General features: G+C 61.9%; 25 protein-coding genes. 12 read left to right on the top strand and 13 right to left on the bottom strand.

The features are described 5' to 3' along the window. Positions 1 to 7: 7 nt before the first annotated feature. The 3 genes from JOE32_RS16560 to JOE32_RS16550 all read right to left on the bottom strand — a co-directional run bounded on the left by JOE32_RS16560 (position 8) and on the right by JOE32_RS16550 (position 3461). A complete protein-coding gene (locus JOE32_RS16560) occupies positions 8 to 1330 on the bottom strand; it encodes an SrfA family protein (RefSeq protein WP_209986335.1) in 1323 nt (440 codons plus the stop codon). A 152-nt stretch (positions 1331 to 1482) separates the two neighbouring features. Beyond that, on the bottom strand, positions 1483 to 2982 hold the full coding sequence (locus tag JOE32_RS16555; protein ID WP_209986331.1) for a YifB family Mg chelatase-like AAA ATPase: 1500 nt from the start codon (positions 2980 to 2982) through the stop codon (positions 1483 to 1485). A gap of 215 nt (positions 2983 to 3197) precedes the next feature. Continuing rightward, entirely contained in the window at positions 3198 to 3461 is a 264-nt protein-coding gene (locus tag JOE32_RS16550; protein ID WP_209986328.1) for an accessory factor UbiK family protein, read from the bottom strand. Between the two features lie 423 nt (positions 3462 to 3884). Here JOE32_RS16550 and glnK point away from each other — a divergent pair, with 423 nt between their 5' ends. From glnK to sutA, 4 genes are all read left to right on the top strand, one after another. Continuing rightward, positions 3885 to 4223 (top strand): P-II family nitrogen regulator, encoded by a 339-nt coding sequence (gene glnK, locus JOE32_RS16545; protein ID WP_002555808.1) that lies wholly within the window; start codon positions 3885 to 3887, stop codon positions 4221 to 4223. A 34-nt stretch (positions 4224 to 4257) separates the two neighbouring features. Next, on the top strand, positions 4258 to 5595 hold the full coding sequence (locus JOE32_RS16540) for an ammonium transporter (RefSeq protein WP_057006380.1): 1338 nt from the start codon (positions 4258 to 4260) through the stop codon (positions 5593 to 5595). Positions 5596 to 5805: 210 nt separating this feature from the next. Continuing rightward, positions 5806 to 6231: a secondary thiamine-phosphate synthase enzyme YjbQ gene (locus tag JOE32_RS16535; protein ID WP_209986325.1), complete on the top strand. Its 426-nt coding sequence runs from the start codon at positions 5806 to 5808 to the stop codon at positions 6229 to 6231. A gap of 101 nt (positions 6232 to 6332) precedes the next feature. Further along, positions 6333 to 6665, top strand: a complete 333-nt coding sequence (gene sutA, locus JOE32_RS16530) for a transcriptional regulator SutA (protein WP_057006382.1) — start codon at positions 6333 to 6335, stop codon at positions 6663 to 6665. A 205-nt stretch (positions 6666 to 6870) separates the two neighbouring features. Here sutA and JOE32_RS16525 read toward each other — a convergent pair whose 3' ends face one another. Genes JOE32_RS16525 through JOE32_RS16500 form a run of 6 tightly spaced genes read right to left on the bottom strand, consistent with a single transcriptional unit; the run spans position 6871 to position 11453 of the window. After that, positions 6871 to 7566, bottom strand: coding sequence for an HAD-IA family hydrolase (locus JOE32_RS16525; RefSeq protein ID WP_209986321.1), 696 nt, complete (start codon positions 7564 to 7566; stop codon positions 6871 to 6873). Next, positions 7563 to 8462, bottom strand: coding sequence for a tyrosine recombinase XerC (gene xerC / locus JOE32_RS16520; RefSeq protein WP_209986318.1), 900 nt, complete (start codon positions 8460 to 8462; stop codon positions 7563 to 7565). Before xerC ends, JOE32_RS16525 begins: the two co-directional genes overlap by 4 nt. Before the next feature lie 2 nt (positions 8463 to 8464). Further along, the gene (locus tag JOE32_RS16515; protein WP_209986315.1) at positions 8465 to 9181 is read right to left on the bottom strand and encodes a DUF484 family protein; all 717 of its coding nucleotides are present in this window, start codon (positions 9179 to 9181) and stop codon (positions 8465 to 8467) included. A gap of 13 nt (positions 9182 to 9194) precedes the next feature. Then, complete coding sequence (gene dapF, locus JOE32_RS16510; protein WP_209986312.1) at positions 9195 to 10025, bottom strand: diaminopimelate epimerase; 831 nt, start codon at positions 10023 to 10025, stop codon at positions 9195 to 9197. A 3-nt stretch (positions 10026 to 10028) separates the two neighbouring features. Continuing rightward, positions 10029 to 11276 (bottom strand): diaminopimelate decarboxylase, encoded by a 1248-nt coding sequence (lysA, locus tag JOE32_RS16505; RefSeq protein ID WP_209986309.1) that lies wholly within the window; start codon positions 11274 to 11276, stop codon positions 10029 to 10031. A gap of 9 nt (positions 11277 to 11285) precedes the next feature. Next, complete coding sequence (locus JOE32_RS16500) at positions 11286 to 11453, bottom strand: lipoprotein (protein WP_003195417.1); 168 nt, start codon at positions 11451 to 11453, stop codon at positions 11286 to 11288. 238 nt (positions 11454 to 11691) lie between these two features. On the opposite strand from JOE32_RS16500, the gene cyaY reads away from it, so the two are divergent. From cyaY to rnk, 3 genes are all read left to right on the top strand, one after another. Further along, positions 11692 to 12024, top strand: coding sequence for an iron donor protein CyaY (cyaY, locus tag JOE32_RS16495; RefSeq protein WP_003231561.1), 333 nt, complete (start codon positions 11692 to 11694; stop codon positions 12022 to 12024). 2 nt (positions 12025 to 12026) lie between these two features. Beyond that, positions 12027 to 12245: a DUF1289 domain-containing protein gene (locus tag JOE32_RS16490; protein WP_209986307.1), complete on the top strand. Its 219-nt coding sequence runs from the start codon at positions 12027 to 12029 to the stop codon at positions 12243 to 12245. 130 nt (positions 12246 to 12375) lie between these two features. Next, positions 12376 to 12786: a nucleoside diphosphate kinase regulator gene (gene rnk, locus JOE32_RS16485; protein ID WP_209986305.1), complete on the top strand. Its 411-nt coding sequence runs from the start codon at positions 12376 to 12378 to the stop codon at positions 12784 to 12786. Here rnk and JOE32_RS16480 read toward each other — a convergent pair. The 3 genes from JOE32_RS16480 to JOE32_RS16470 all read right to left on the bottom strand — a co-directional run bounded on the left by JOE32_RS16480 (position 12783) and on the right by JOE32_RS16470 (position 16423). Then, positions 12783 to 15623, bottom strand: a complete 2841-nt coding sequence (locus JOE32_RS16480) for a class I adenylate cyclase (RefSeq protein WP_209986302.1) — start codon at positions 15621 to 15623, stop codon at positions 12783 to 12785. The two genes, rnk and JOE32_RS16480, sit on opposite strands and share 4 nt — an antisense overlap. A gap of 169 nt (positions 15624 to 15792) precedes the next feature. Then, positions 15793 to 16044 carry a TIGR02647 family protein gene (locus JOE32_RS16475; RefSeq protein WP_209986299.1) on the bottom strand — a complete coding sequence of 84 codons (252 nt, stop codon included), beginning with the start codon at positions 16042 to 16044 and terminating at the stop codon, positions 15793 to 15795. A gap of 94 nt (positions 16045 to 16138) precedes the next feature. Continuing rightward, the gene (locus tag JOE32_RS16470; protein ID WP_209986296.1) at positions 16139 to 16423 is read right to left on the bottom strand and encodes a hypothetical protein; all 285 of its coding nucleotides are present in this window, start codon (positions 16421 to 16423) and stop codon (positions 16139 to 16141) included. 125 nt (positions 16424 to 16548) lie between these two features. Here JOE32_RS16470 and JOE32_RS16465 point away from each other — a divergent pair, with 125 nt between their 5' ends. Beyond that, on the top strand, positions 16549 to 17208 hold the full coding sequence (locus JOE32_RS16465; protein ID WP_209986293.1) for a glutathione S-transferase: 660 nt from the start codon (positions 16549 to 16551) through the stop codon (positions 17206 to 17208). Between the two features lie 139 nt (positions 17209 to 17347). On the opposite strand, the gene argH is transcribed toward JOE32_RS16465, so the two are convergent. Continuing rightward, complete coding sequence (gene argH / locus JOE32_RS16460) at positions 17348 to 18742, bottom strand: argininosuccinate lyase (protein WP_057006391.1); 1395 nt, start codon at positions 18740 to 18742, stop codon at positions 17348 to 17350. Here argH and JOE32_RS16455 point away from each other — a divergent pair. From JOE32_RS16455 to JOE32_RS25040, 4 genes are all read left to right on the top strand, one after another. After that, positions 18729 to 18968 carry a hypothetical protein gene (locus JOE32_RS16455; RefSeq protein WP_209986291.1) on the top strand — a complete coding sequence of 80 codons (240 nt, stop codon included), beginning with the start codon at positions 18729 to 18731 and terminating at the stop codon, positions 18966 to 18968. The two genes, argH and JOE32_RS16455, sit on opposite strands and share 14 nt — an antisense overlap. A 273-nt stretch (positions 18969 to 19241) precedes the next feature. After that, entirely contained in the window at positions 19242 to 19988 is a 747-nt protein-coding gene (locus JOE32_RS16450) for a LytTR family DNA-binding domain-containing protein (protein ID WP_209986288.1), read from the top strand. Between the two features lie 95 nt (positions 19989 to 20083). Next, positions 20084 to 21025 (top strand): hydroxymethylbilane synthase, encoded by a 942-nt coding sequence (gene hemC / locus JOE32_RS16445; protein ID WP_209986285.1) that lies wholly within the window; start codon positions 20084 to 20086, stop codon positions 21023 to 21025. Then, complete coding sequence (locus JOE32_RS25040; protein ID WP_231422789.1) at positions 21022 to 21780, top strand: uroporphyrinogen-III synthase; 759 nt, start codon at positions 21022 to 21024, stop codon at positions 21778 to 21780. The genes hemC and JOE32_RS25040 overlap by 4 nt, the downstream gene beginning before the upstream one ends. Positions 21781 to 21794 lie beyond the last annotated feature (14 nt).

The raw sequence follows: 21794 nt of genomic DNA, 5'->3' as shown, positions 1-21794 counted from the left end.
TCCAGTCTTATTCGCCCATCTGGCGCATGGACATTGGGAATTTTTCAGTTCCATAACCGCCGGTGCAGTCCGCGATACTGGTCGCGCCCTGTCGACAATCGACCTTTGGCATGTCGTAGTGACTTCCGTCGCCGCAGACTGCCTGGCCCTGGCTGTCGATCGACAGGCTGCCGCCTTTCATCGCCGCCGAAACCGGCCCGGTGCAGTTGACGCCGTTGGCGCGGTGCACGGTGACTTCGCCTTTGCCGTTGTTGAACTTGTATTCCAGGCGCAGTGGCTTGCCGGTCTTGCGGTCCTGAATGCCGGCCCCGGCGCGATACTGGCCATTGAGAAAGTCGGCCGTACCGTCGGGTGCTGCTGGCGGAATGCTAAGCCCGGCACTGGAAGGCTGGGAAGTGACAGGGGCTGGCGCTGTTGCAGGGGGCGTCTGAGGCTCGACGGCAGTTTCAGGGGCTTCTTGGGCCGCTGGCGTGGGTGATTCGGCCTGCGGTTGCTGCGCGTCCTGCTCCGCACTGGCTGCCGGGGCCTCGATAGAGCCACCATTGACGGGCACGCCGCCGCCGACAGTTGTGGCACCGGTACTGCTGGTGCCAGTGACAACGGGTATCTGGCCCCTGACTTCTGTTGTTTGAGGCTCAGTCGAGGTGATACCCGCAAGTGGCAGCGCTATACCGGGAACGCACCCGCGCAGGCTGAGCAGCAGCCATAAAAGAAGCAGCAGCAACGGCAGCAGCAAGAGCCACCACCAGCGACGCCACCAGGGACGCGCGATGACCGGCGGCAGCGGAGCTGAGACGACCGGCTCGTCCGGCGGCAGTTGGAAGACCAGCGGCGCCGCTGGCTTGGGGTAAAGGCATGTCAGCGGGTCGCGATTGGCGTCGGCATTTGCATGCTCGAACCCCCAAAAGGTCAGTACGGGTTTGCCTTGAACCAGGTACACGAAATTTTCGTCAGGGAAATGGATGACGCGCTTGAGCAGCTTGCCGAACACTGCTTTATCGCCGGTGTGTGCGTCGCCCTCGGAGCCGATAAAACGCTGGCTGAGTTCCTGGAGGGAGGTTTTCAGCCTTTCGAGCTGTTCGCGTGCGGGCGCACGCTCTTGCTCTGTCGCGCTACTCCAGGGAATGACGTCGCCGTCGATATCGCTGTACCAGTCAATCTGATTGCCGAGTTCATCGCTCTGCGGCACGGCCAGGTGCTTGACCAGTTCCGGATCTTTACGGCGAATTGCTTCGCGCAACTGCAGGGCTGCGCGATATACCGGTTGACCGGTTTCGCCCAGGGCAGTGAAAGACCCGCTTTTACCGCTGCGTAATAATGCCCCGCGCATCCAGACTCCATATGCTCATTCGCGCACAATGACAGGCGTGATGCCTGTAACCGCTCCCTGATTTAGATGGCGACCTTAATGTCAATTTGATGCCGCCGTCAATCTGGCAATTATTCGGTGCGATAGCTGGTTTTGCGCAGAGGTGTGAAGGTCTATATAGAAGGGCTCGCCGCGCGATATTGCAGGGCCTCTGCCAAGTGTTCGCGGCGGATTGCACTGACCTGCTCCAGGTCCGCCAGAGTACGGGCGACTTTGAGCAGCCGATGCGCCGCACGCAGGGACAACGTCAGCCGTTCGCACGCCGCCTCCAGCCAGCGCTCGTCGACCTTTGTCAGCGTGCAGTGCTCGCGCAATCCCGGCAGGTCCAGAAAGGCATTTGCACACCCCTGGCGTTGCTGTTGACGCTCACGAGCCTCGGCTACTCGCGCCGAGGCGGTGGCTGTTGTGTCACCGCCGTGTTGAATGGGGTTGAGCGCTGTGGTCTCCCGTGCCACGGTCAGGTGCAGGTCGATCCGGTCCAGCAACGGTCCGGAGAGCTTGTTGCGATAGCGCTGAACCTGTTCCGGCGTACAGCGACAGCGACCACTGGGCTCACCCATATACCCGCAGGGGCACGGGTTCATCGCCGCCACCAGTTGAAAGCGCGCCGGGAAGCTCACGCGGTCGCGGGCACGGGAGATCACGATGTGTCCCGACTCCAAAGGTTCGCGCAGCACCTCCAGCACCTTGCGATCAAACTCCGGCAATTCATCGAGGAACAGCACGCCATGGTGCGCCAGGGTGATTTCACCCGGTTGCGGTTTTGACCCACCGCCCACCAGCGCCGGGCCGGATGCAGAGTGATGGGGTTGGCGAAACGGCCGATTGGGCCAGTGGCTCAAGGGCGCCAGGCTGACGACCGATTGAATCGCCGCGACTTCCAGCGCCTCCTGCTCACTCAGCGGGGGTAACAGACCGGGCAGGCGACTGGCGAGCAAGGTCTTGCCGGTGCCGGGCGGGCCGCTGAGCAGCAGGTTATGCGCGCCCGCCGCCGCGATCAGCAAGGCGCGCTTGGCCGAGAGCTGGCCCTGCACTTCGCTCAGGTCAGGATACGGCGTGTTCAGGTACTGCAAGCCGTCTGACTTGTAGGGCTCAATCGGCACATGCCCATTCAGGTGCGCGACCACCTGCAACAGGTGATCCACCGCTATGACCTTCAACCCCGATGCCAGGCACGCCTCCTCGGCATTCGCCCGCGGCACTATCAAGGTGCGCCCGGCCTTGCGCGCGGCCAGCGCCGCCGGAAGCACGCCTTTGACGGCGCGCACCTCGCCGGACAACGCCAATTCCCCGAGGCACTCCACGTCATCGAGCATCAACGAAGGCACCTGCACACTGGCCGCCAGAATGCCCAGCGCAATCGCCAAATCAAAACGCCCGCCGTCCTTGGGCAGGTCGGCGGGCGCGAGGTTGAGGGTGATGCGGCGCGACGGGTATTGCAGGGCCGAATTGAGAATGGCGCTGCGTACGCGGTCCTTGCTTTCCTTGACGGCGGTTTCGGGCAACCCCACCAGCGTCAGGGACGGCAAACCATTGGCCATATGCACCTCGACGGTGACGGCGGGCGCTTCGACGCCAACCTGGGCGCGGCTGTGGACGATGGCGAGGGACATGCTCGTTCCTTGAAATGGAGGGCCGCCTTGTGCGGGTTTTTCAAGGGTAGACGAGACTGGACAGAGCGAGGCGAGGAGGTTTTACAGAACGTATCCGGTGCACGACACAGGATAAATGTGGGAGGGGGCTGGCTCCCGATGGCAGTGTGTCAGGCGTCTATGGGGTGTATGACACGCCGATATCGGGAGCAAGCCCCCTCCCACAATTTTCGCGGTTATTCAGCGGCAGTGGGTGTCAGCCGCGCCTCCAGCTCCGCCACCTTCGCCTCCAGGCTCTCCAACCGCGCACGCGTGCGGGCCAATACCACCATCTGGCTGTCAAATTCTTCGCGGCTTACCAGGTCGAGTTTGCTGAAGCCACTTTGCAGCAATGCCTTGAACTGGCTTTCGATTTCATTGCGGGGCAGCGGGGTGTCGCCGCTGAACAGGCGAGAGGCGTGGCCGCTCAGGGCGTCGAGGAAGTCTTTGGGCGCGAGCATGGGAAATATTCCGGAATAACTGTTGGCCGGCAGTGTATCACGCAGCGTCTATAGTCTTTTTCAAACGCGCAGATGCACGCTTTTCGCGCATCGCGCCGGGCGGCTGCGCACTGTTTTTGTGCGCATTGCGATCGCAAGGCTTACGTGCGTTGTGGAATAAACGGGCAAATGGCTGATTTAATTGGTTTTTACGGAGCTGGCAAGGTTTCTGCTTAGTCGATCATGACCCATGCACTGATGCAGTCGTTGTGACGAATGCAGTGCGCCGATGGATCAGGGGTACAGGTTTCGTCACCAGTGGTTTGCTTGCGTTGCAACGGTGAATGCCGAGGCAACGATGCGTTACAAAGCCAGGCACTGCGCTTAGACTTGAGTCGGGTTTGTTTTCCTGGGGCAAGTCCACCAATTCGGGAGAGAGTTTTCATGAAGCTAGTCACTGCCATCATCAAGCCGTTCAAGTTGGACGATGTCCGCGAGTCATTGTCCGAGATCGGCGTGCAGGGCATTACCGTTACTGAGGTCAAAGGCTTCGGTCGGCAGAAGGGTCACACCGAGCTGTATCGCGGCGCGGAATACGTGGTGGATTTCCTGCCGAAGGTGAAGATTGATGTCGCCATTGACGACAAGGATCTTGACCGGGTTATCGAAGCGATAACCAAGGCCGCCAACACCGGCAAGATCGGTGACGGCAAGATCTTCGTGGTCAATCTGGAACAGGCTATTCGCATCCGTACCGGCGAAACCGATACCGACGCAATCTAAGCCGCCAAACCCCAACGCCCCAGGAGAAAACAATATGACTCTGCGTAAACTCGCAGGGCTCGGAGCCCTGTTGTCCATCGTAATGCCAAGCCTGGCCATGGCGGCAGACGAAGTGGCGGCTCCAGTCCTCAACTCCGGCGACACCGCCTGGATGCTGACCGCCACCGCCCTGGTGCTGTTCATGACCATCCCGGGCCTTGCGCTGTTCTACGGCGGCATGGTCCGCTCCAAAAATATTCTGTCGGTGATGATGCAGTGCTTTGCCATCACTGGCCTGATCAGCATCCTGTGGGTCGTCTACGGCTACAGCATCGCGTTCGATACCACCGGTATGGAACAGGGCGTGGTCAACTTCAACTCCTTCTTCGGCGGCATGGGCAAGGCGTTCCTGGCGGGCGTGACCCCGGCCAGCATCACCGGGCCTGCGGCGCTGTTCCCCGAAGCAGTGTTCATCACCTTCCAGATGACCTTCGCCATCATCACCCCGGCGCTGATCGTCGGTGCATTCGCCGAGCGCATGAAATTCTCCGCGATGCTGATCTTCATGGCCATCTGGTTCACCCTGGTCTATGCGCCGATTGCGCACATGGTCTGGAGTGGTAATGGCGGCCTGCTGTGGGACTGGGGCGTGCTGGACTTCGCCGGCGGCACCGTGGTGCACATCAACGCCGGTGTGGCTGGCCTGGTGGCGTGCATCGTGCTCGGCAAGCGTAAAGGTTTCCCGACCACCCCGATGGCTCCGCACAACCTGGGTTACACGCTGGTGGGCGCGGCGATGCTGTGGATCGGCTGGTTCGGTTTCAACGCCGGTTCCGCGGCTGCGGCCAATGGCACCGCTGGCATGGCGATGCTGGTGACCCAGATCGCTACCGCTGCCGCGGCGCTGGGCTGGATGTTCGCCGAGTGGATCGCGCACGGTAAGCCAAGCGCACTGGGTATTGCCTCGGGTGTTGTCGCCGGTCTGGTTGCCGTTACGCCGGCTGCCGGTACCGTGGGCCCGATGGGCGCGCTGATCATCGGCCTGGCGGCCGGTGTCATCTGCTTCTTCTGCGCCACCACGCTCAAGCGCAAACTGGGCTACGACGACTCCCTGGACGCCTTCGGCGTGCACGGTATCGGCGGTATCGTTGGTGCGATCCTCACCGGTGTATTCGCAGCCCCTGCATTGGGCGGCTTCGGCACTGTGACCGACATCGCTGCACAGGTCTGGATCCAGTGCAAAGGCGTCGGTTTCACGGTGATCTACACAGCCATTGTGACCTTCGTCATCCTCAAGGTACTCGACATGGTCATGGGCCTGCGGGTTACCGAAGAAGAAGAGGCGGTGGGCCTCGACCTGGCGCAACACAACGAGCGTGGTTACAACTTGTAAGCATGCGAAAAAAACTGCCCGGCTTGCCGGGCATTTTTTTGTCTGGCGTTTGTCAGTCATAACACGCTGTACCGGTTTTTGCGCCGAGTTTGTAATGGGGCGCACTCGGTGCTTTCAAGGGTGCGAAAGTCTTACAGGCATGTAGGCGTATTCGGCACTTTGTTTTTTCCCAGAGCGCGCTAGAATGCGCGCCGATGGGCGGAGAACTGTATGTGGCAACAGACCCTGATTACCCTGCGGGCCAAGCCTCGGGGCTTTCACCTGGTGACCGACGAGCTGCTTGCCGGCTTGCCTGAGCTGAAGTCGTGTCGCGTGGGCCTGTTGCATCTGTGGCTGCAGCACACCTCGGCCTCGTTGACGGTCAACGAGAATGCCGACCCGGCGGTACGTCGTGACTTCGAACGGTTTTTCAACTCGCTGGTGCCGCAAGGTCGTTCCGGGTTCGAACACAATGACGAAGGACCGGATGATCTGCCTGCGCACTTCAAGGCCAGTCTGCTGGGCTGCCAGTTGAGTCTGCCGGTAAGCGCCGGCCGCTTGGCGATGGGGACCTGGCAAGGTGTTTATCTGGGCGAGCACCGTGATCAAGGCGGTGCTCGAAAAGTCCTCGCCACGTTGTACGGTGACGAGGCGTAAGCCACTGGTTATCCGGTGGATGTGATTTTTTTCCGGCGACCTCGACAGAGGATAAAGCTGGGCTATAACTAATCTGCTTTTCGCAAGTCATGAGGTAGAACATGAGCGACGATGATCTGGAACAAGACGACCTCGAAGTAGGTGATGAAGACGACACCGAAGAAGGTCTTGAGGCAGCGGCTGAAGACGTTGCCGACGAGGCCGATGATGGCGGTGGCGATGATGCGGCGCCCAAGGCCAAAGGCAAAGCCAAGGCTGCCGTGTCGGTAGACGAGTTGCCGAGCGTTGAAGCCAAGAACAAAGAGCGCGATGCCCTGGCCCGTGCGATGGAAGAGTTCCTCGCCAAAGGCGGCAAAGTGGTCGAGGTCGAGCCCAATGTCGTAGCGGATCCGCCGAAAAAACCGGATAACAAGTACGGCAGCCGACCTATCTGAGGTCAGCTACCTGCCTGTAGGAAAAAGCCCGCCGTCGCTGCGGGCTTTTTCATGCCTGATACAAATTTATAAATCAACACAAGGCAATGTGGGAGGGGGCTTGCTCCCGATAGCAGTGGGTCAGCCAACAGGTGTATGGGCTGACAGCCCGCTATCGGGAGCAAGCCCCCTCCCACAATTGATACTCAGTGTTGCAGCAAGCGCGTCACTTCCAGCCTGTGAGCAACCCCGGCAACTCCGTCAGGCTGCGAATCTCGGCATCCGGGTGCTTGTCCGCCTCCCACGCCTTGCCCGTCGGGTTGAACCACACCGCACGCAACCCGGCCTGCTGCGCGCCGGCAATATCATCCCCGGGATGATCGCCCACATGCACCGCCTCACTGGCTGCCACGCCGCCACGTTGCAGCGCTTCCTCAAACAATCGCGAGTCCGGTTTGGCGATGCCGATGTCCTCGGCGCGCAGCGCAAAGTGAAAATAATCCGCCAGGCCCACACGCTGCACGTCGGCGTTGCCGTTGGTGATTACGCCGAGCAGGAAGTGCTGGCGCAGCGCCTTGAGCATGGGCTCGGCGTCGGGGAACACGGTGAGCTGATGCCGTGCGTGGATGAACGCCTCGTAGCAGATGTCGGCCATTTGCGTGGCTTCAGGCTGTGGGTAGCCCGCTTCCTCGAAGGCCAGCATCAGCACGCGGTGGCGCAGCACGCTGATACGGTGTTTGAGCTCCGGATGGCGCTGCAGCACTTGCTGGCGCAGGCTGGCGAAATGCTCCAGGGGCAGGTCGCCGACTTTGGATGCATTGAGCGCCAGCCATTCGCGCATCGATGCTTCGGCGCTGATGATGACGGGTACGTTGTCCCAGAGCGTGTCGTCCAGGTCGAAGGTGATCAGCTTGATACTCATGAGTCGCCGCCCTTGATGCGTTTGGCCCGTGGATGGGCGCTGTCGTACACCGTTGCCAGGTGCTGGAAGTCCAGGTGGGTGTAGATCTGCGTGGTCTTGATGTCGGCGTGGCCGAGCAGTTCCTGGACCGCGCGCAGGTCCTGGGAGGATTCGAGCAGATGGCTGGCAAAAGAGTGCCGCAGCATGTGCGGGTGCAGGTTCTGCCCCAGCTCACGCTCGCCCGCCGCCTTGACCCGTACCTGGATGGCTCGCGGCCCCAGTCGCCGGCCTTGCTGGCTGATGAATACTGCGTCGTCCACCGGATTGGCCAGCGCCCGCAACGGCAACCACAGTTGCAGGGCTTCGCGGGCCTTTCTACCGACCGGCAGGACGCGGGTCTTGCTGCCTTTGCCCAGCACCTGCACCAGACCATCCGCGAGGTCCAGCTGGTCGAGGTTCAGGCCGGTCAGCTCCGAGAGGCGCAGCCCCGAGGAGTAGAACAGCTCCAGAATCGCCTGATCGCGATGGGCGAGGAAATCATCCTCCACCGCGCCATCGAGCAATTGCAGGGCGCGGTCCGTGTCGAGGGTCTTGGGCAGGCGCCGTTCGCCCTTGGGCGGCGACAGGCCATTGGCCGGATCGTGGTCGCACAAGCCTTCGCGGTTCAGGAAATGGTAAAGGCCGCGCACCGCCGACAGCAGGCGCGACAGGCTGCGCGACGACTGGCCTTGCTGGTGCAGCCTGGCGATCAGGCTGCGCAGTGCCTGGATGTCCAGGGCCTTCCAGCTGGTGACGTGCTGCTTTTCGCACCAGGCCAGCACCTTGTTCAAGTCGCGCCGGTAGGCTTCCAGGGTGTGCGGCGACACCTGGCGCTCGTTGCGCAGGTGCGCGCAATAAGCGTCCAGTTGCCCTTGCATGGCTAGCGCACCGCGCGCAGGGCGGTGGTGTAGCGCGGCAACACGCGGCCCAGCACTTCGGCGATGTAGGTCAGAAACAGCGTGCCTACCGAACTTTTGTAGTGCTGCGGGTCACGACTGGCGATGGCCAGTACGCCGTGCAGACCCTGGTGACTAAGGGCGACCACGGCGGTGGAGCCGATCTGCTTGCGCTGTTCGGCACCGAACAGAAAGTCCAGCTCGTGTTCACGCAAGGTGCCGCTGATGCTCTTGCCTTCGGACAACAGGCCGCCGATGGCGGTCTGTGCGTCGCTGCCACTGACCCAGCGCCCTACCGGCATCGGGTTTTCGCTGAACAGGATCAGGCTGACAAAAGGCACCTGGAAGTCCTCACGCAGGCTGTCCTCGACGGCCATTACCGTTTCTTCCAAGCTGGCGGCGTCCATCAGGGTCAGGATCAGGCGACGGGTCTTGTCGAACAGGCGATCGTTATCACGGGCCACGTCCATCAGGTGCGAGAGCCGATGGCGCATTTCGATGTTGCGCTCGCGCAGAATCTTCATCTGCCGCTCCACCAGCGACACGGTATCGCCGCGCTGGTGCGGAATACGAAGGGCCGGCAGCAGCTCTTCGTGTTCGACGAAGAAGTCCGGATTAGCCTCAAGGTACGCCGCGACTTCAGCGGCCTCCAGACTTTCGCTCGGGGTAGCGTGTGCGGGTACTCGAGGTTTATCGGTCATTGGCTTGGCTCACTCATAGACGGACCTGTCCTTCGTAGACGCGCGAGGCCGGCCCGGTCATCAGTACCGGGTGGCCCTGGCCTGCCCATTCGATGGACAGGCGTCCACCGGGCAGGTCGATCAGCAGCGGCGAATCCATCCAGCCCTGGCTGATCGCGGCCACGGCGGCGGCGCAGGCACCGGTGCCGCAGGCCTGTGTTTCGCCGACGCCGCGTTCCCACACACGCAGTTGCGCGCGGGAGCGGTCGATCACCTGCATGAAGCCCACGTTCACCCGCGCCGGAAAGCGCGGATGATGCTCGATCTTCGGCCCCAGTTCATGCACCGGCGCGTTGTTGATGTCATTGACCCGCAGCACCGCATGGGGATTGCCCATGGACACGGCGGCGATCTCGACGCTGTTGCCGTCCACGTCCAACGGGTAGCTTGCGGCCTGTGCGTCGGCCTGGAACGGGATGTCCGCCGGCACCAGGCGCGGCGCGCCCATGTTGACGCTGATCTGGCCGTCATTGCGGATATCCAGCTCGATCACGCCGCCCTTGGTCTCGACGCGGATCTGGCGCTTGGCGGTCAGGCGCTTGTCCAGCACAAAGCGCGCGAAGCAGCGGGCGCCGTTGCCACACTGTTCCACTTCGGTGCCGTCGGCGTTGAAGATCCGGTAGCGGAAATCCACCTCCGGATTGCTCGGCGCCTCGACGATCAGCAACTGGTCGAAACCAATGCCGGTGTGCCGGTCGCCCCATTGTTTGGCGTGCTTGGGCAGGATGTGCGCGTGCTGGCTGACCAGGTCGAGGACCATGAAATCGTTACCCAGCCCGTGCATCTTGGTAAAACGCAGCAGCATGGCTTACTCCGGCAGCAGGCTTTCGCCAGCATACAACTCGGCTACCGTCTCGCGGCGACGCACTTCAAATGCTTGATCACCGTCCACCAGCACCTCGGCGGTACGCCCGCGCGTGTTGTAGTTGGAACTCATGACAAACCCATAGGCGCCGGCCGAATGAATGGCCAGCAGATCGCCTTCGGCGAGCGCCAGTTGACGATCCTTGGCCAGGAAGTCGCCGGTCTCGCAGATCGGCCCGACGATATCGTAGGCGCGCGCTTCGCTGTCGCGAGGGGCCACGGCGGTGACATTCATCCATGCCTGGTACAGCGCCGGGCGGATCAGGTCGTTCATCGCCGCATCGACGATGGCGAAATCCTTGTGTTCGGTGTGCTTGAGGTACTCGACCTGAGTCAGCAGCACGCCGGCATTGGCGACGATGTAGCGGCCTGGCTCGAACAACAGCGCCAGGTCGCGGCCTTCGATACGCTCGCGCACAGCCTGGATGTAGTCGGCGATCAGCGGCGGCTCTTCGTCGCGATAACGCACCCCCACACCGCCACCGAGGTCGATATGGCGCAGGTAGATGCCGCAGTCGCCGAGGCGGTCGACCAGCGCCAGCAGGCGGTCGAGGGCATCGAGGAACGGTGGCAGGCTGGTCAGTTGCGAGCCGATGTGGCAGTCGACGCCCAGCACGTCCAGGTTCGGCAGTTGGGCGGCGCGGATGTACACGTCTTCGGCGTCGGCAATGGCGATGCCGAACTTGTTCTCTTTGAGACCGGTGGAAATGTACGGGTGGGTGCCGGCGTCGACGTCCGGGTTGACGCGCAGCGAGATCGGCGCGCGAACGCCCAGCTCGGCGGCCACCACCTGCAGGCGCTCCAGCTCGTCGGTGGATTCGACGTTGAAGCAGTGCACGCCTACTTCCAGGGCGCGGCGCATGTCGTCGCGGCTCTTGCCGACACCGGAGAACACAATCTTGTCAGCCTGGCCGCCGGCGGCGAGCACGCGCTCCAGCTCGCCACGGGACACGATGTCGAAACCGGCGCCCAGACGCGCCAGGACATTGAGTACGCCCAGGTTGGAGTTGGCCTTGACTGCGTAGCACACCAGGTGCGGCACGCCGTTCAGCGGGTCGGTGAAGGAGCGGTACTGCGCCTCGATGTGCGCACGCGAGTACACGTAGGTCGGGGTGCCAAAGCGCTCGGCAATTGCCGACAACGCCATGCCTTCCGCGAACAGCTCACCGTCCCGGTAGTTAAAAGCGTCCATGGTGTTCCCTTAGTAAGTGTCGTGCTTGTGCGCTTTTGAAGGCTTCTGCGACGATTGCGCCTGTTCGTTGGGGTCCTTGCTGTCATCGGGCAGGTACAGTGGGCCTTTTTGTCCACAAGCACTAACGAGGCAAGCGACCGCGACGAGCGCAGCAAGGGAAGAGATCAGGCGCTTCATGGCGAAATCCTTGAATATGCATTAATTGCGCCCGAGTATACCGACCACCCGGCAGCTTGCCTATGCGCCGAAATACCCGTCCGGCGGGGGTTTGCCGACTTGTTCGGGAATAGAGCTACGCTGGCCGGTGATAATTCGTACCGTCATCGGTAATGAAATCGGTATCCGTTGCATTCACGCAGGCGCCTCCGTATCGTGCGGCGCTTGAGCAGAACCCGACACTTTTGAGGTTGCCACAATGAGTTTGACCGAAGCCCGTTTTCACGATCTGGTGGATTCTACCCAGCAGGCGCTGGAGGATATTTTCGACGACAGCGGCCTGGACGTGGACCTGGAAAACTCGGCCGGCGTGTTGACGGTCAAGTTCGAGAACGGCACTCAGTTGATCTTCAGCCGGCAGGAACCGTTGCGGCAGTTGTGGCTGGCGGCACGTTCCGGTGGTTTTCACTTCGACTACAACGAAGAAGACAACAACTGGCAGTGCGATACCAGCGATGAGCTGCTCAGCGAGATGCTGGCCCGTCTGGTTCTGGAACAATCCGGCGCCGAGCTGGATTTCGACGAGATTTGACCGTGAGCCAGCCTGCCCCCACGCGTCCGCCCAAGCCGCTGTTCAGTAATGTGAGCCCGGCGGTGCCGTCACCTTGTATCAGTTTGTGTCGCCTGGACGATGAGAAAGTCTGCCGTGGCTGCTTCCGTCACGTGGAAGACATCCGCGAATGGCGCTCCGCCGACGATGCCCGGCGGCGCACTATCTGTGCCGAGGCCGAGCAGCGCCGGGCACTCGCCTGAGGTCGTCTTGTTTATTTGTGACGCTGTGGTAGTGTCCGGCTACGCCTCAACCCATCGAGGCCCGTGAGAACCCCGCCTTTCCTGGCGGGGTTTTGCTTTTTTGTGCAGAAAAAAGGAGTCTGCCTGAATCATGACCACCGCACCGTCCATCATCCTCACCCGTCTTGACGTGCAGCGTCTGGAGCAACTGATCGACCGCCTGGGCGACGAGTTTCCCGGTGTCGAAGCGTTGCAAGCCGAACTCGACCGCGCCGACGTGGTTGGCCACGATGAAGTGCCTGCGGGTGTCGTGACCATGAACTCCAGCGTGCATTGCCGCGAGCAAGGCAGCGGCAAGGACTACCACCTGACCCTGGTGTACCCAAAGCACGCGAATGCCGACGAAGGCAAGGTTTCGATCCTGGCGCCGGTCGGCAGCGCGCTGCTCGGCCTGCAGGTTGGCCAGCACATCGACTGGCCGGCGCCCGGCGGCAAGACTCTCAAGCTGGAGTTGCTCAGCGTCGAAGGCCAGCCAAAGGACGGCGGCGCCTTTCCGCTTTAAATCTGGCTGAGTGCCTCGTTCAGCGACACTTCCAGTTCGGCCTTGTAGCGCAGGTACAGGTTGCTCGGACTTTGCACATCACCGAGCAGGCCGGACAGGTCGAGGTCGGTGATGTAGCAGCGGTAGCGCTCGGTTTCCCGGCGTTGCCCGACGATTTCCCGGGCGACCACAGTGAACAGCTGGTCGCCGAATTCCAGTTCGCAAAACTCCCGCTGATTGCAGTACAGGGTAATGCCTACCTGGCCTGGCGCCGCCCTGGCGATGATTGCCTGCACCTCGTAAAAGGACGTGTTGGCCGGCGTCGAAGGCGCCGGACGCGGCTCGACCCCGCGCGCGCGGTTGCTGCCCGAAGGCAGCAGTTGGTAATACAGGACGTGGACTGCGCCCTGCGGTTGCTGTGGGTCAAGCGGCGATAACGCGTCACGCCGATAGATGATCGATTGCAGAAAACGCTGCAACGGCGCCAGCAGGCTCTGCTCGTCGTGAAACGGCAAGCGCTGTTGCCAGAGCGCATTGAACTCATCCAGCACATACAGCTCGGCGAAGCCTTCATTGACCCGGTAGAACACCTGCACGCAATCGGCCAGGCCCATCGGCAGCAACAGCGCCAGGTCGTGACCTTCCAGGGCCATGGCATCCAGGTGCCAGGGACTGTAACTGGCCAGTTCTTCGCCGAGGTAGGCGATCAGTGCTTGCTGAGTCGGCAGCGACACATGGTTGGCCTGACCCGGCGTCAACTCCATCACGTGATAGTGCTGCTGCACCTGCAGCAGGTAACGGTGGTTGGATTGCCCCAGCATCAAGTGTTGCGCGGTGTCGAAAATCTCCTCCACGCGCTGGGCAATGAACGGCGCACGGTTGTGGCAGAAGCAGCGCACGCGCAGGCGCGGCAGATGGTCGAGAGGCAACTGGTTGAGGTAGTCGCGCAGGCAATCGAGTAGCGCGTGGGGCCCGTCGTAACGGCTGACCATCACCTCGTTCCAGCTGTTGAGGGTGACCTGGTCCAGGGTCAGCACCAGGTTGTCGCGCACACCGGCGTAACTCAGGGAGTCGGTGCGCTCGGTGGTCATCAGGATATTCAGGTCGCGGTGGTGCTTGAGCGGATCGACGCCGACGTTGATCAGCAGCAACACCTCGTCGGGCACCGCCGAGCGCAGCAGGCGGGTTTCATCGACGCTGGGCAAGGGCAGGGGGAGGGTTTGCTGCAGGCTGCCCAGCAGGTTGAACAGTTCGAACTCGGTCATGTCGCTGGCGCCCGGGTGCAGGGCCAGGCGTGTGCTGCTGTCGATCACGCCGTTGCGGTGGCACCAGGTGAGCATTTCGAGCAGGTCACGGCTGCGCTTGATCGGTGCAAAGTGCTCCCACTCCAAGGCGGTGAGGCTGCCGTTGTACAGGCCCCAGTGGTGCTGGTCGGGCTCCTTGCGGTTAGGCGACTGCACCAGCGTCAGCGTGTCTTCGGCCAGGTCCGGGGCAATGCCGGGGTTGATGAATTCGACCTTGCCGGCCTTGCGCTCGAACGCTGCGTACAAGCGCCGGCCCAGTACATTGAGGTCGCGCCTGTTGATCGGGCTGACGGTCTGTTCGGTGCGGGCGAACTGGGTCAGGAACCGGTAACTGTAATTGAGCTCGCTGACCAGGGCGCGGCGCTCGGCCGCCACCTGGCGCACTTTCCACTGGCTGCGGCTGTCCAGCAGGGCCAGTTGGCGAGGGTCCCAGCCCCACTCATCGGCCAGGCGCTTGAGCAGCAAGTGTTGCCAACTGGCGGTGCGCTGGCCGGCGCTGAGCTTGCAGTTGACCTTCAGGTACAGTGCACGTCGTACCAGCTCCAGGCGCTCGGGTTCGTTGCGCGCGTTGAGGTACTCCTCGATACGGCGGTACATCACGATGTATGGATCCAGCTCATCCAGGTCCATACGGTCGGCGAACACGGCGCGTTTGAAGCGCAGGCTCAGGCAGTCCACGTTCGGGTGTTCGCTGGCGTAGACCTCGGTCAGCAACAGCTTGAGCAGCGACTTGTAGGGGGACTCGATGCCTTTGAACAGTTGCCAGAGCCCGGCGCCAATGAATTCACCCGGGGGAATGCGTGCCAGGTGGCCGAGGTCGAGGGTTTCATCGGCGCGGATAAAACGCTTGGAAATAAGCGTGTGGGTGAACTCGGCATATCGCGATTCTTCGTACACCGGCACCAGCCACCAGATCGGGGTGCGACCGGCCAGCCAGATGGCGGTGCGGTAGAACTCGTCCAGCAGCAGGTAGTGCTGAGTGGTGCCGCAATCGTCGGAACTCAGTTGCGTATCGCGCTCCCCCAGCACAAACCGCGTCGGCTCGATCAGGAAGAAATGCGCCTCGGCGCCCAGTGTCAGCGCCCAGGCTTCCAGCAACTGACATTTTTTACGCAGTTCGGCCAGTTCGATGTCGCCAAGGTCTGCGGCATGACACACCCACACGTCCATGTCGCTCTGGTCCGCCTGGGCCAGAGTGCCCAGGCTGCCCATCAGAAACAGGCCGTGGATCGGCCTGGGCTGGTTGCCGGGGCGCGGCTTGTAGGAGAACGAGCGGGTCAGCCGCTGGGCTTCGGCCAGGGCCTGGGCATCGGGTTCGAAATTCGACAGTCCGGCCGGCGTGCTGCCCGATACGTAGCCGGGCAACAGCGGATGGTTGACGTGGAAAAACAGCGGAAGCAGCGTCAATACGCTGTGCTGGCGCGGCGTCAGCCCTTCGACGGCACGGGCCATGCGACCTTCGTTGAGCGCCATGAAGCGCCCACGCAGTTGGGCCAGCACCTTGCGGTCGATGCCCTCGTCCAGGTCAGGGCGTATTTCATGGGTGCGGGTCATGTCGAACTCGGTGGCTCGCAGAGCCCGACGCGGGCGGCCGTGTAGGAGTCTACAGTCAGATGCGCAGGAGTTTTAGAGGGGAGTGGTGTTTAGTGTCGGAATTTTTCGCTCACCCACAGCAACGCCCGCGGAATCCGCAGGCAGCGGACTCCATGGGCGGTATCAGGTGTCAGGCGGCTTCTTTTTGGGTGGTGCTCAGGATGGTCAGCAGCCCTTGGGCGTGTTCGGCAGCATCGCGACCAAGGCTGGTCAGATAGCCACCATCGGGCTGGGTAATCAGTTCTTTGTCAAATAGGCGCCTGGCGGCGGCAACGGCAGTGGGGGCGGCGGTCTGATGGACTTTCAGGCCTTCCTGGGAGCTGTCCAGGTTGAAGAGTGCAAGGATTTCCAGTTCGGCAACCAACTCAGGGGTATACGACATAAGGACTCCAGACGTTCTAAATTTATTAGAGGCTAGCAGGCCATAAGGTGAACGCACTTTGCCGAACTGTCCAGCGTGTTGCTGCGTGCCGGGCTTATTCCTTTTCCGGTGGCAGCTCAGGCAGTGCCCGCAACGCTGTTTCGTACCAGTGGGTATCGAAGGGGCGGTCTTCGTCGAGCATCGCGTCGATCTCGAACGCCAGCACATGGGCCATCAAATTCAGGATGTCTTCGCGCTCGTAACCCACCAGCGTCAGCTTGTTGAACACGGCTTTGGCAGCCGGCGGGTTGTCGCTTTCGATCTGGTTTTCGATTGCTTCGATCAGCGTGTTTTCAGTGAATTCTTCTTCGTCGTTGTCGATGTCGGTTGGCTCGCTCATGGCAGGCTCCTCAAGGAAAGGGCGCCAGTCTACCTCCATTCAGGTGGGTGATGCTGCTGGTCAGGCAGGTCGCGAGGATCTATAACGCTTGCAGCCAACCCCGCACACGGCCTGGAGGCTTTGCGATGCTCAAGCTTTACGGATTTTCGGTCAGCAACTACTACAACATGGTCAAGCTGGCGCTGCTGGAAAAGGGGCTGCCCTTTGAAGAGGTGCCTTTTTATGCCGGACAAACTCAGGAAACCCTGACGATCAGCCCGCGCGGCAAAGTGCCCGTGCTGGAGGTAAAACAGGGTTTCATCAACGAAACCAGTGTGATCCTCGAATACATCGAGCAAACCCAGGAAGGGCCGGCGCTGTTGCCGGGCGACCCCTTCGCGCGGGCCCAGGTGCTGGCGCTGTGCCGGGAAATCGAGCTGTACATCGAGTTGCCCGCCCGCGCGTGTTTCGCCGAGGCATTTTTTGGCCTGTCGGTGCCGGAGGCGATCAAGGAAAAGTCCCGCGCCGAGTTGCTGTTGGGCGTTGGTTCCCTGGGGCGTCACGGCAAGTTTGCGCCGTATGTGGCGGGGGAGAGCTTCATGATTGCCGACCTGTACTTCATGTACAGCTTGAACCTGGCGTGTGGCGTGGGCGAGAAGCTGTTTGGCCTGGATTTGCTGGCTGAGTTGCCGAAGGCGAGGGCGTTGCTCGAGCGTTTGAATGACATGCCGAACGCACGTAAGGTCGAGGCGGACCGGCAGGCGGCGATGCCGGCGTTTCGGGCGATGATTGCGGCGAAAAAGTAAGCCAGTGTGAGAGGGGGCTTGCTCCCGATAGCAGTATGTCAGTCAGCACATGTGTTGGCTGACTCTGCGCTATCGGGAGCAAGTCCACTCCCACCGTTGGAATGCATTCCAGCGGGGGAGCTGCTCGCCTGCAATGGTTTCAGCGGCTGGCGAGCAGCGCCTGGCCGCGCGCGACCGCAGCTTTCACCTGTGCCGGTGCAGTGCCGCCGATGTGGTTGCGGGCATTTACCGAGCCTTCCAGGGTCAGTACAGCGAACACGTCCTGCTCGATCTGGTCGCTGAACTGGCGCAGTTCTTCCAGGCTCATTTCTGCCAGGTCCTTGCCGCTGTCCACGCCGTACTTCACCGCATGCCCGACGATTTCGTGGCAGTCGCGGAACGGCAGGCCACGGCGCACCAGGTAGTCGGCCAGGTCTGTCGCGGTGGAGAAACCACGCAAGGCCGCTTCACGCATGATCGCGTGTTTGGGCTTGATCGCCGGGATCATGTCGGCGAACGCGCGCAGCGAGTCGCGCAGAGTGTCGGCGGCGTCGAACAGCGGTTCCTTGTCTTCCTGGTTGTCCTTGTTGTAGGCCAGCGGCTGGCCTTTCATCAGGGTCAGCAGGCCCATCAGCGCGCCGAATACGCGGCCGCTCTTACCGCGAACCAGCTCGGGCACGTCGGGGTTTTTCTTTTGCGGCATGATCGAGCTGCCGGTGCAGAAGCGGTCCGGCAGATCGATGAACTGGAATTGCGCGCTGGTCCACAGCACCAGCTCTTCGGAGAACCGCGACAGGTGCATCATGGCGATGCTGGCGGCAGCGCAGAATTCGATGGCGAAGTCACGGTCCGACACGCCGTCCAGGGAGTTGCCGCCCACGGCATCAAAGCCAAGGAGTTGCGCGGTGTATTCGCGGTCGATCGGGTACGTGGTGCCGGCCAGTGCGGCGCTGCCCAGGGGCATGCGGTTGGCGCGCTTGCGGCAGTCCACCAGGCGCTCGTAGTCGCGGCTGAGCATTTCGAACCAGGCCAGCAAATGATGGCCGAAAGTCACTGGCTGCGCGGTCTGCAGGTGGGTGAACCCTGGCATGATGGTGTCCGACTCACGCTCGGCCTGCTCCAGCAAACCCTTTTGCAGGCGTGTGATTTCGGCCAGGATCAGGTCGATTTCATCGCGCAGCCACAGGCGGATATCGGTGGCCACCTGGTCGTTACGGCTGCGACCGGTGTGCAGCTTCTTGCCGGTTACGCCGATGCGGTCCGTAAGGCGCGCCTCGATATTCATGTGCACGTCTTCCAGATCGACGCGCCAGTCGAACGTGCCGGCTTCGATCTCACCGCCAATGGTGGTCAGACCGTCGATGATGCTGTCGCGCTCGGCATCGGTCAGCACGCCGACCTTGGCCAGCATCGTGGCGTGGGCGATGGAGCCCATGATGTCGTGGCGGTACAGGCGCTGGTCGAAATTAACGGAGGCGGTGAAGCGGGCGACGAAGGCGTCGACGGGTTCACTGAAGCGGCCGCCCCAGGACTGGTTGGTCTTGTCGGTGCTCATGGATTCGCTCGTGGTCTGCTTGAAAGAGGCGTGGAATGTGGCGCCGATAATAACAGGGTTGCCCTTGGAGGCGCTGCTGCGGGTGATCGGCAATTTATTTGTGCCAGAGGTGGCCAAGCGCCTTGCCGCCGGCCGCGTCCGAGACGAGACTGCAAGCGCGGGCTTATTGATACGATATTTGACGATTGAGCAATATCGTTCTGGCGAGCGTCTACAGTTGGACTGACAGTGTATGAACGCACCAAAGTCGGGTAATGCGGTCAGAGGCTGACTGTCCATTGAAAAAGGGGGTATTCGGATTGTGTATCAGCAAACCCTACGAAGATGCCCGGAGGCAGCAGGTCCTGGGCGCTAATGAACAGGTCCGGGTAAACATGGGTGCCGCTGCCGGGGCACTTTTTGCCGTTCGTACCAGTCTTAGCGTGGATCGCTGTGACGCAAGTCACCGCACCTGTCTACGCTATCCTTGTGCGAGACTCACGCAGGAATCCAGCGCAATATGAATGTCCTGATCGTTGATGACGAACCCCAAGCCCGCGAGCGTCTGAGCCGTCTGGTCAAAGAGCTCGAGGGTTATACAGTCCTGGAACCGAGTGCCACCACCGGCGAAGAGGCGTTGACGCTGATCGACAGCCTCAAGCCCGACGTAGTGCTGCTCGATATTCGCATGCCGGGCCTCGATGGCCTGCAAGTCGCAGCCCGCCTGAGCGAGCGCGAATCCCCCCCGGCGGTGGTGCTGTGTGCGGCAGAGGAAGAATTTTCTGCGCAGACCCTGGAAGACAGCGGTGTGAGCTTTCTGACCAAACCGGTGGCCGGCGAAGGTCTGCTCAAGGCCCTGAAAAAAGCCGAGCGCCCGAACCGCCTGCAACTGGCCGCCCTGACTCAGCCTGCTGCCCAAAGCGGTAACGGGCCGCGCAGCCATATCAGCGCGCGTACCCGCAAAGGCATCGAGCTTATCCCACTGGATCAGGTGGTCTATTTTATTGCTGATCACAAGTACGTGACCTTGCGTCACGAGGCCGGCGAAGTGTTGCTCGACGAGCCGCTCAAGGCGCTTGAGGATGAGTTTGGCGAGCGCTTCGTGCGCATCCATCGCAATGCGCTGGTGGCCCGTGAGCGTATCGAACGTTTGCAGCGCACGCCGCTGGGACACTTTCAGTTATTTCTCAAAGGGCTCAATGGCGATGCGTTGATCGTGAGTCGGCGCCATGTCGCCGGCGTGCGCAAGATGATGCAGCAGCTTTAGCCCCACGGATGGGGTGCTGCCCGTGCTGATTCAAGTCAAGGCGCACTGGCCTGAGCTGTTATTATCTGCCGTATCTACCCAGTACGGATCGTTCAATGTCTCTTCGCGAAATCCGCATCGCCACCCGTAAAAGTGCCTTGGCCTTGTGGCAGGCCGAATACGTCAAGGCCCGTCTTGAGCTGGCCCATCCGGGCCTCAAGGTGAGTCTGGTGCCCATGGTCAGTCGCGGCGACAAGCTGCTCGACTCGCCACTGTCCAAGATTGGCGGCAAGGGTCTGTTCGTCAAGGAACTGGAAACCGCACTGCTGGAAAACCACGCCGACATCGCCGTGCACTCGATGAAAGATGTGCCCATGGACTTCCCTGAAGGCCTGGGCCTTTTTTGTATCTGCGAGCGTGAAGACCCGCGTGATGCCTTTGTCTCCAATACTTACGCATCCTTGGATGAGCTGCCCCTTGGCAGCATCGTCGGCACGTCGAGCCTGCGCCGTCAGGCCCAGTTGCTCACGCGTCGTCCGGACCTGAAAATCCGCTTTCTGCGGGGCAACGTCAACACCCGCCTGGCCAAGCTGGATGCCGGTGAATATGACGCGATCATTCTGGCCGCCGCCGGTTTGATCCGCCTGGGCTTCGAAGACCGTATCACCTCGGCGATCAGCGTCGAAGACAGCTTGCCCGCCGGCGGGCAGGGCGCGGTAGGCATCGAATGCCGCACCGTCGACAGTGAAATCCACGCGCTGCTCAAGCCGCTGGATCACCAGGACACCGAGGTGCGGGTCACCGCCGAGCGCGCCCTGAACAAACACCTCAACGGCGGCTGCCAGGTGCCCATTGCCTGCTACGCGGTGCTTGAGGGCGAAAACCTGTGGCTGCGCGGGCTGGTTGGCGACCCGGACGGTGGTTTGCTGCTCACCGCCGAGACGCGCGGGCCACAGCGTGAAGCGACGGCGCTGGGCATCCAGGTGGCCGAAGCATTGCTGGAAAAAGGTGCCGGCGCCATTCTGCAAAAAGTTTACGGCGAGGCCGGACCGCAGTGAGCGGCTGGCGGGTGCTGCTGACGCGGCCGGCCGAGGAGTCGACGGCCCTGGCGGCGTCGCTGGCCGACGCCGGTATTTTCAGCAGCAGCCTGCCCTTGCTGGACATCGAACCGTTGCCCGTCACCCCCGAGCAGCAGGCGGTGTTCCGTGACCTGGGCCGCTATTGCGCAGTCATCGTGGTGAGCAAGCCGGCCGCCCGCGCGGCCCTGCAACAGATGCAACCCCATTGGCGGCAAGTGCCGTGGTTCAGCGTGGGGGCCGCGACGGCGCAGGTATTGGCCGATCAGGGCCTCAAGGTTCACTGCCCGCAAACCGGCGATGACAGCGAGGCGTTGCTCGCATTGCCCGCTCTGCAGGAGGCCGTCTCACGTCCCGGTGCAAGGGTGCTGATCCTGCGCGGCGAAGGCGGACGGGAGTTGCTTGCGCAGTGTTTGCGCGCCAGAGGTGCTAGTGTCGACTATCTGGAATTGTATCGGCGTTTTCTTCCGACCTATGATTCGCGGGTGCTGGTACAACGCATCCAGTTGGAACGCTTGAACGGGCTGGTGGTCAGCAGTGGGCAGGGTTTTACACACCTGCAGGCCCTGGCGGGCGCCGATTGGCCGCTGGTGGCACAGTTGCCATTGTTCGTGCCCAGCCCGCGAGTCTGTGAGATGGCGCAGGCTGCCGGCGCAGAAAAAGTTGTGGATTGTCGCGGTGCGAGTGCCGCGGCTTTGTTAGTGGCGTTACGGAGTTATCCCGTTCCCACTCTCTGATACGCAAAGGACGG

Origin of the sequence: Pseudomonas sp. PvP025 (assembly GCF_017832155.1) — a bacterium.
GTDB lineage: Bacteria > Pseudomonadota > Gammaproteobacteria > Pseudomonadales > Pseudomonadaceae > Aquipseudomonas.
The sequence above is the reverse complement of the archived record's forward strand: the minus strand, read 5'-3'. Positions and strand labels throughout refer to the sequence as shown.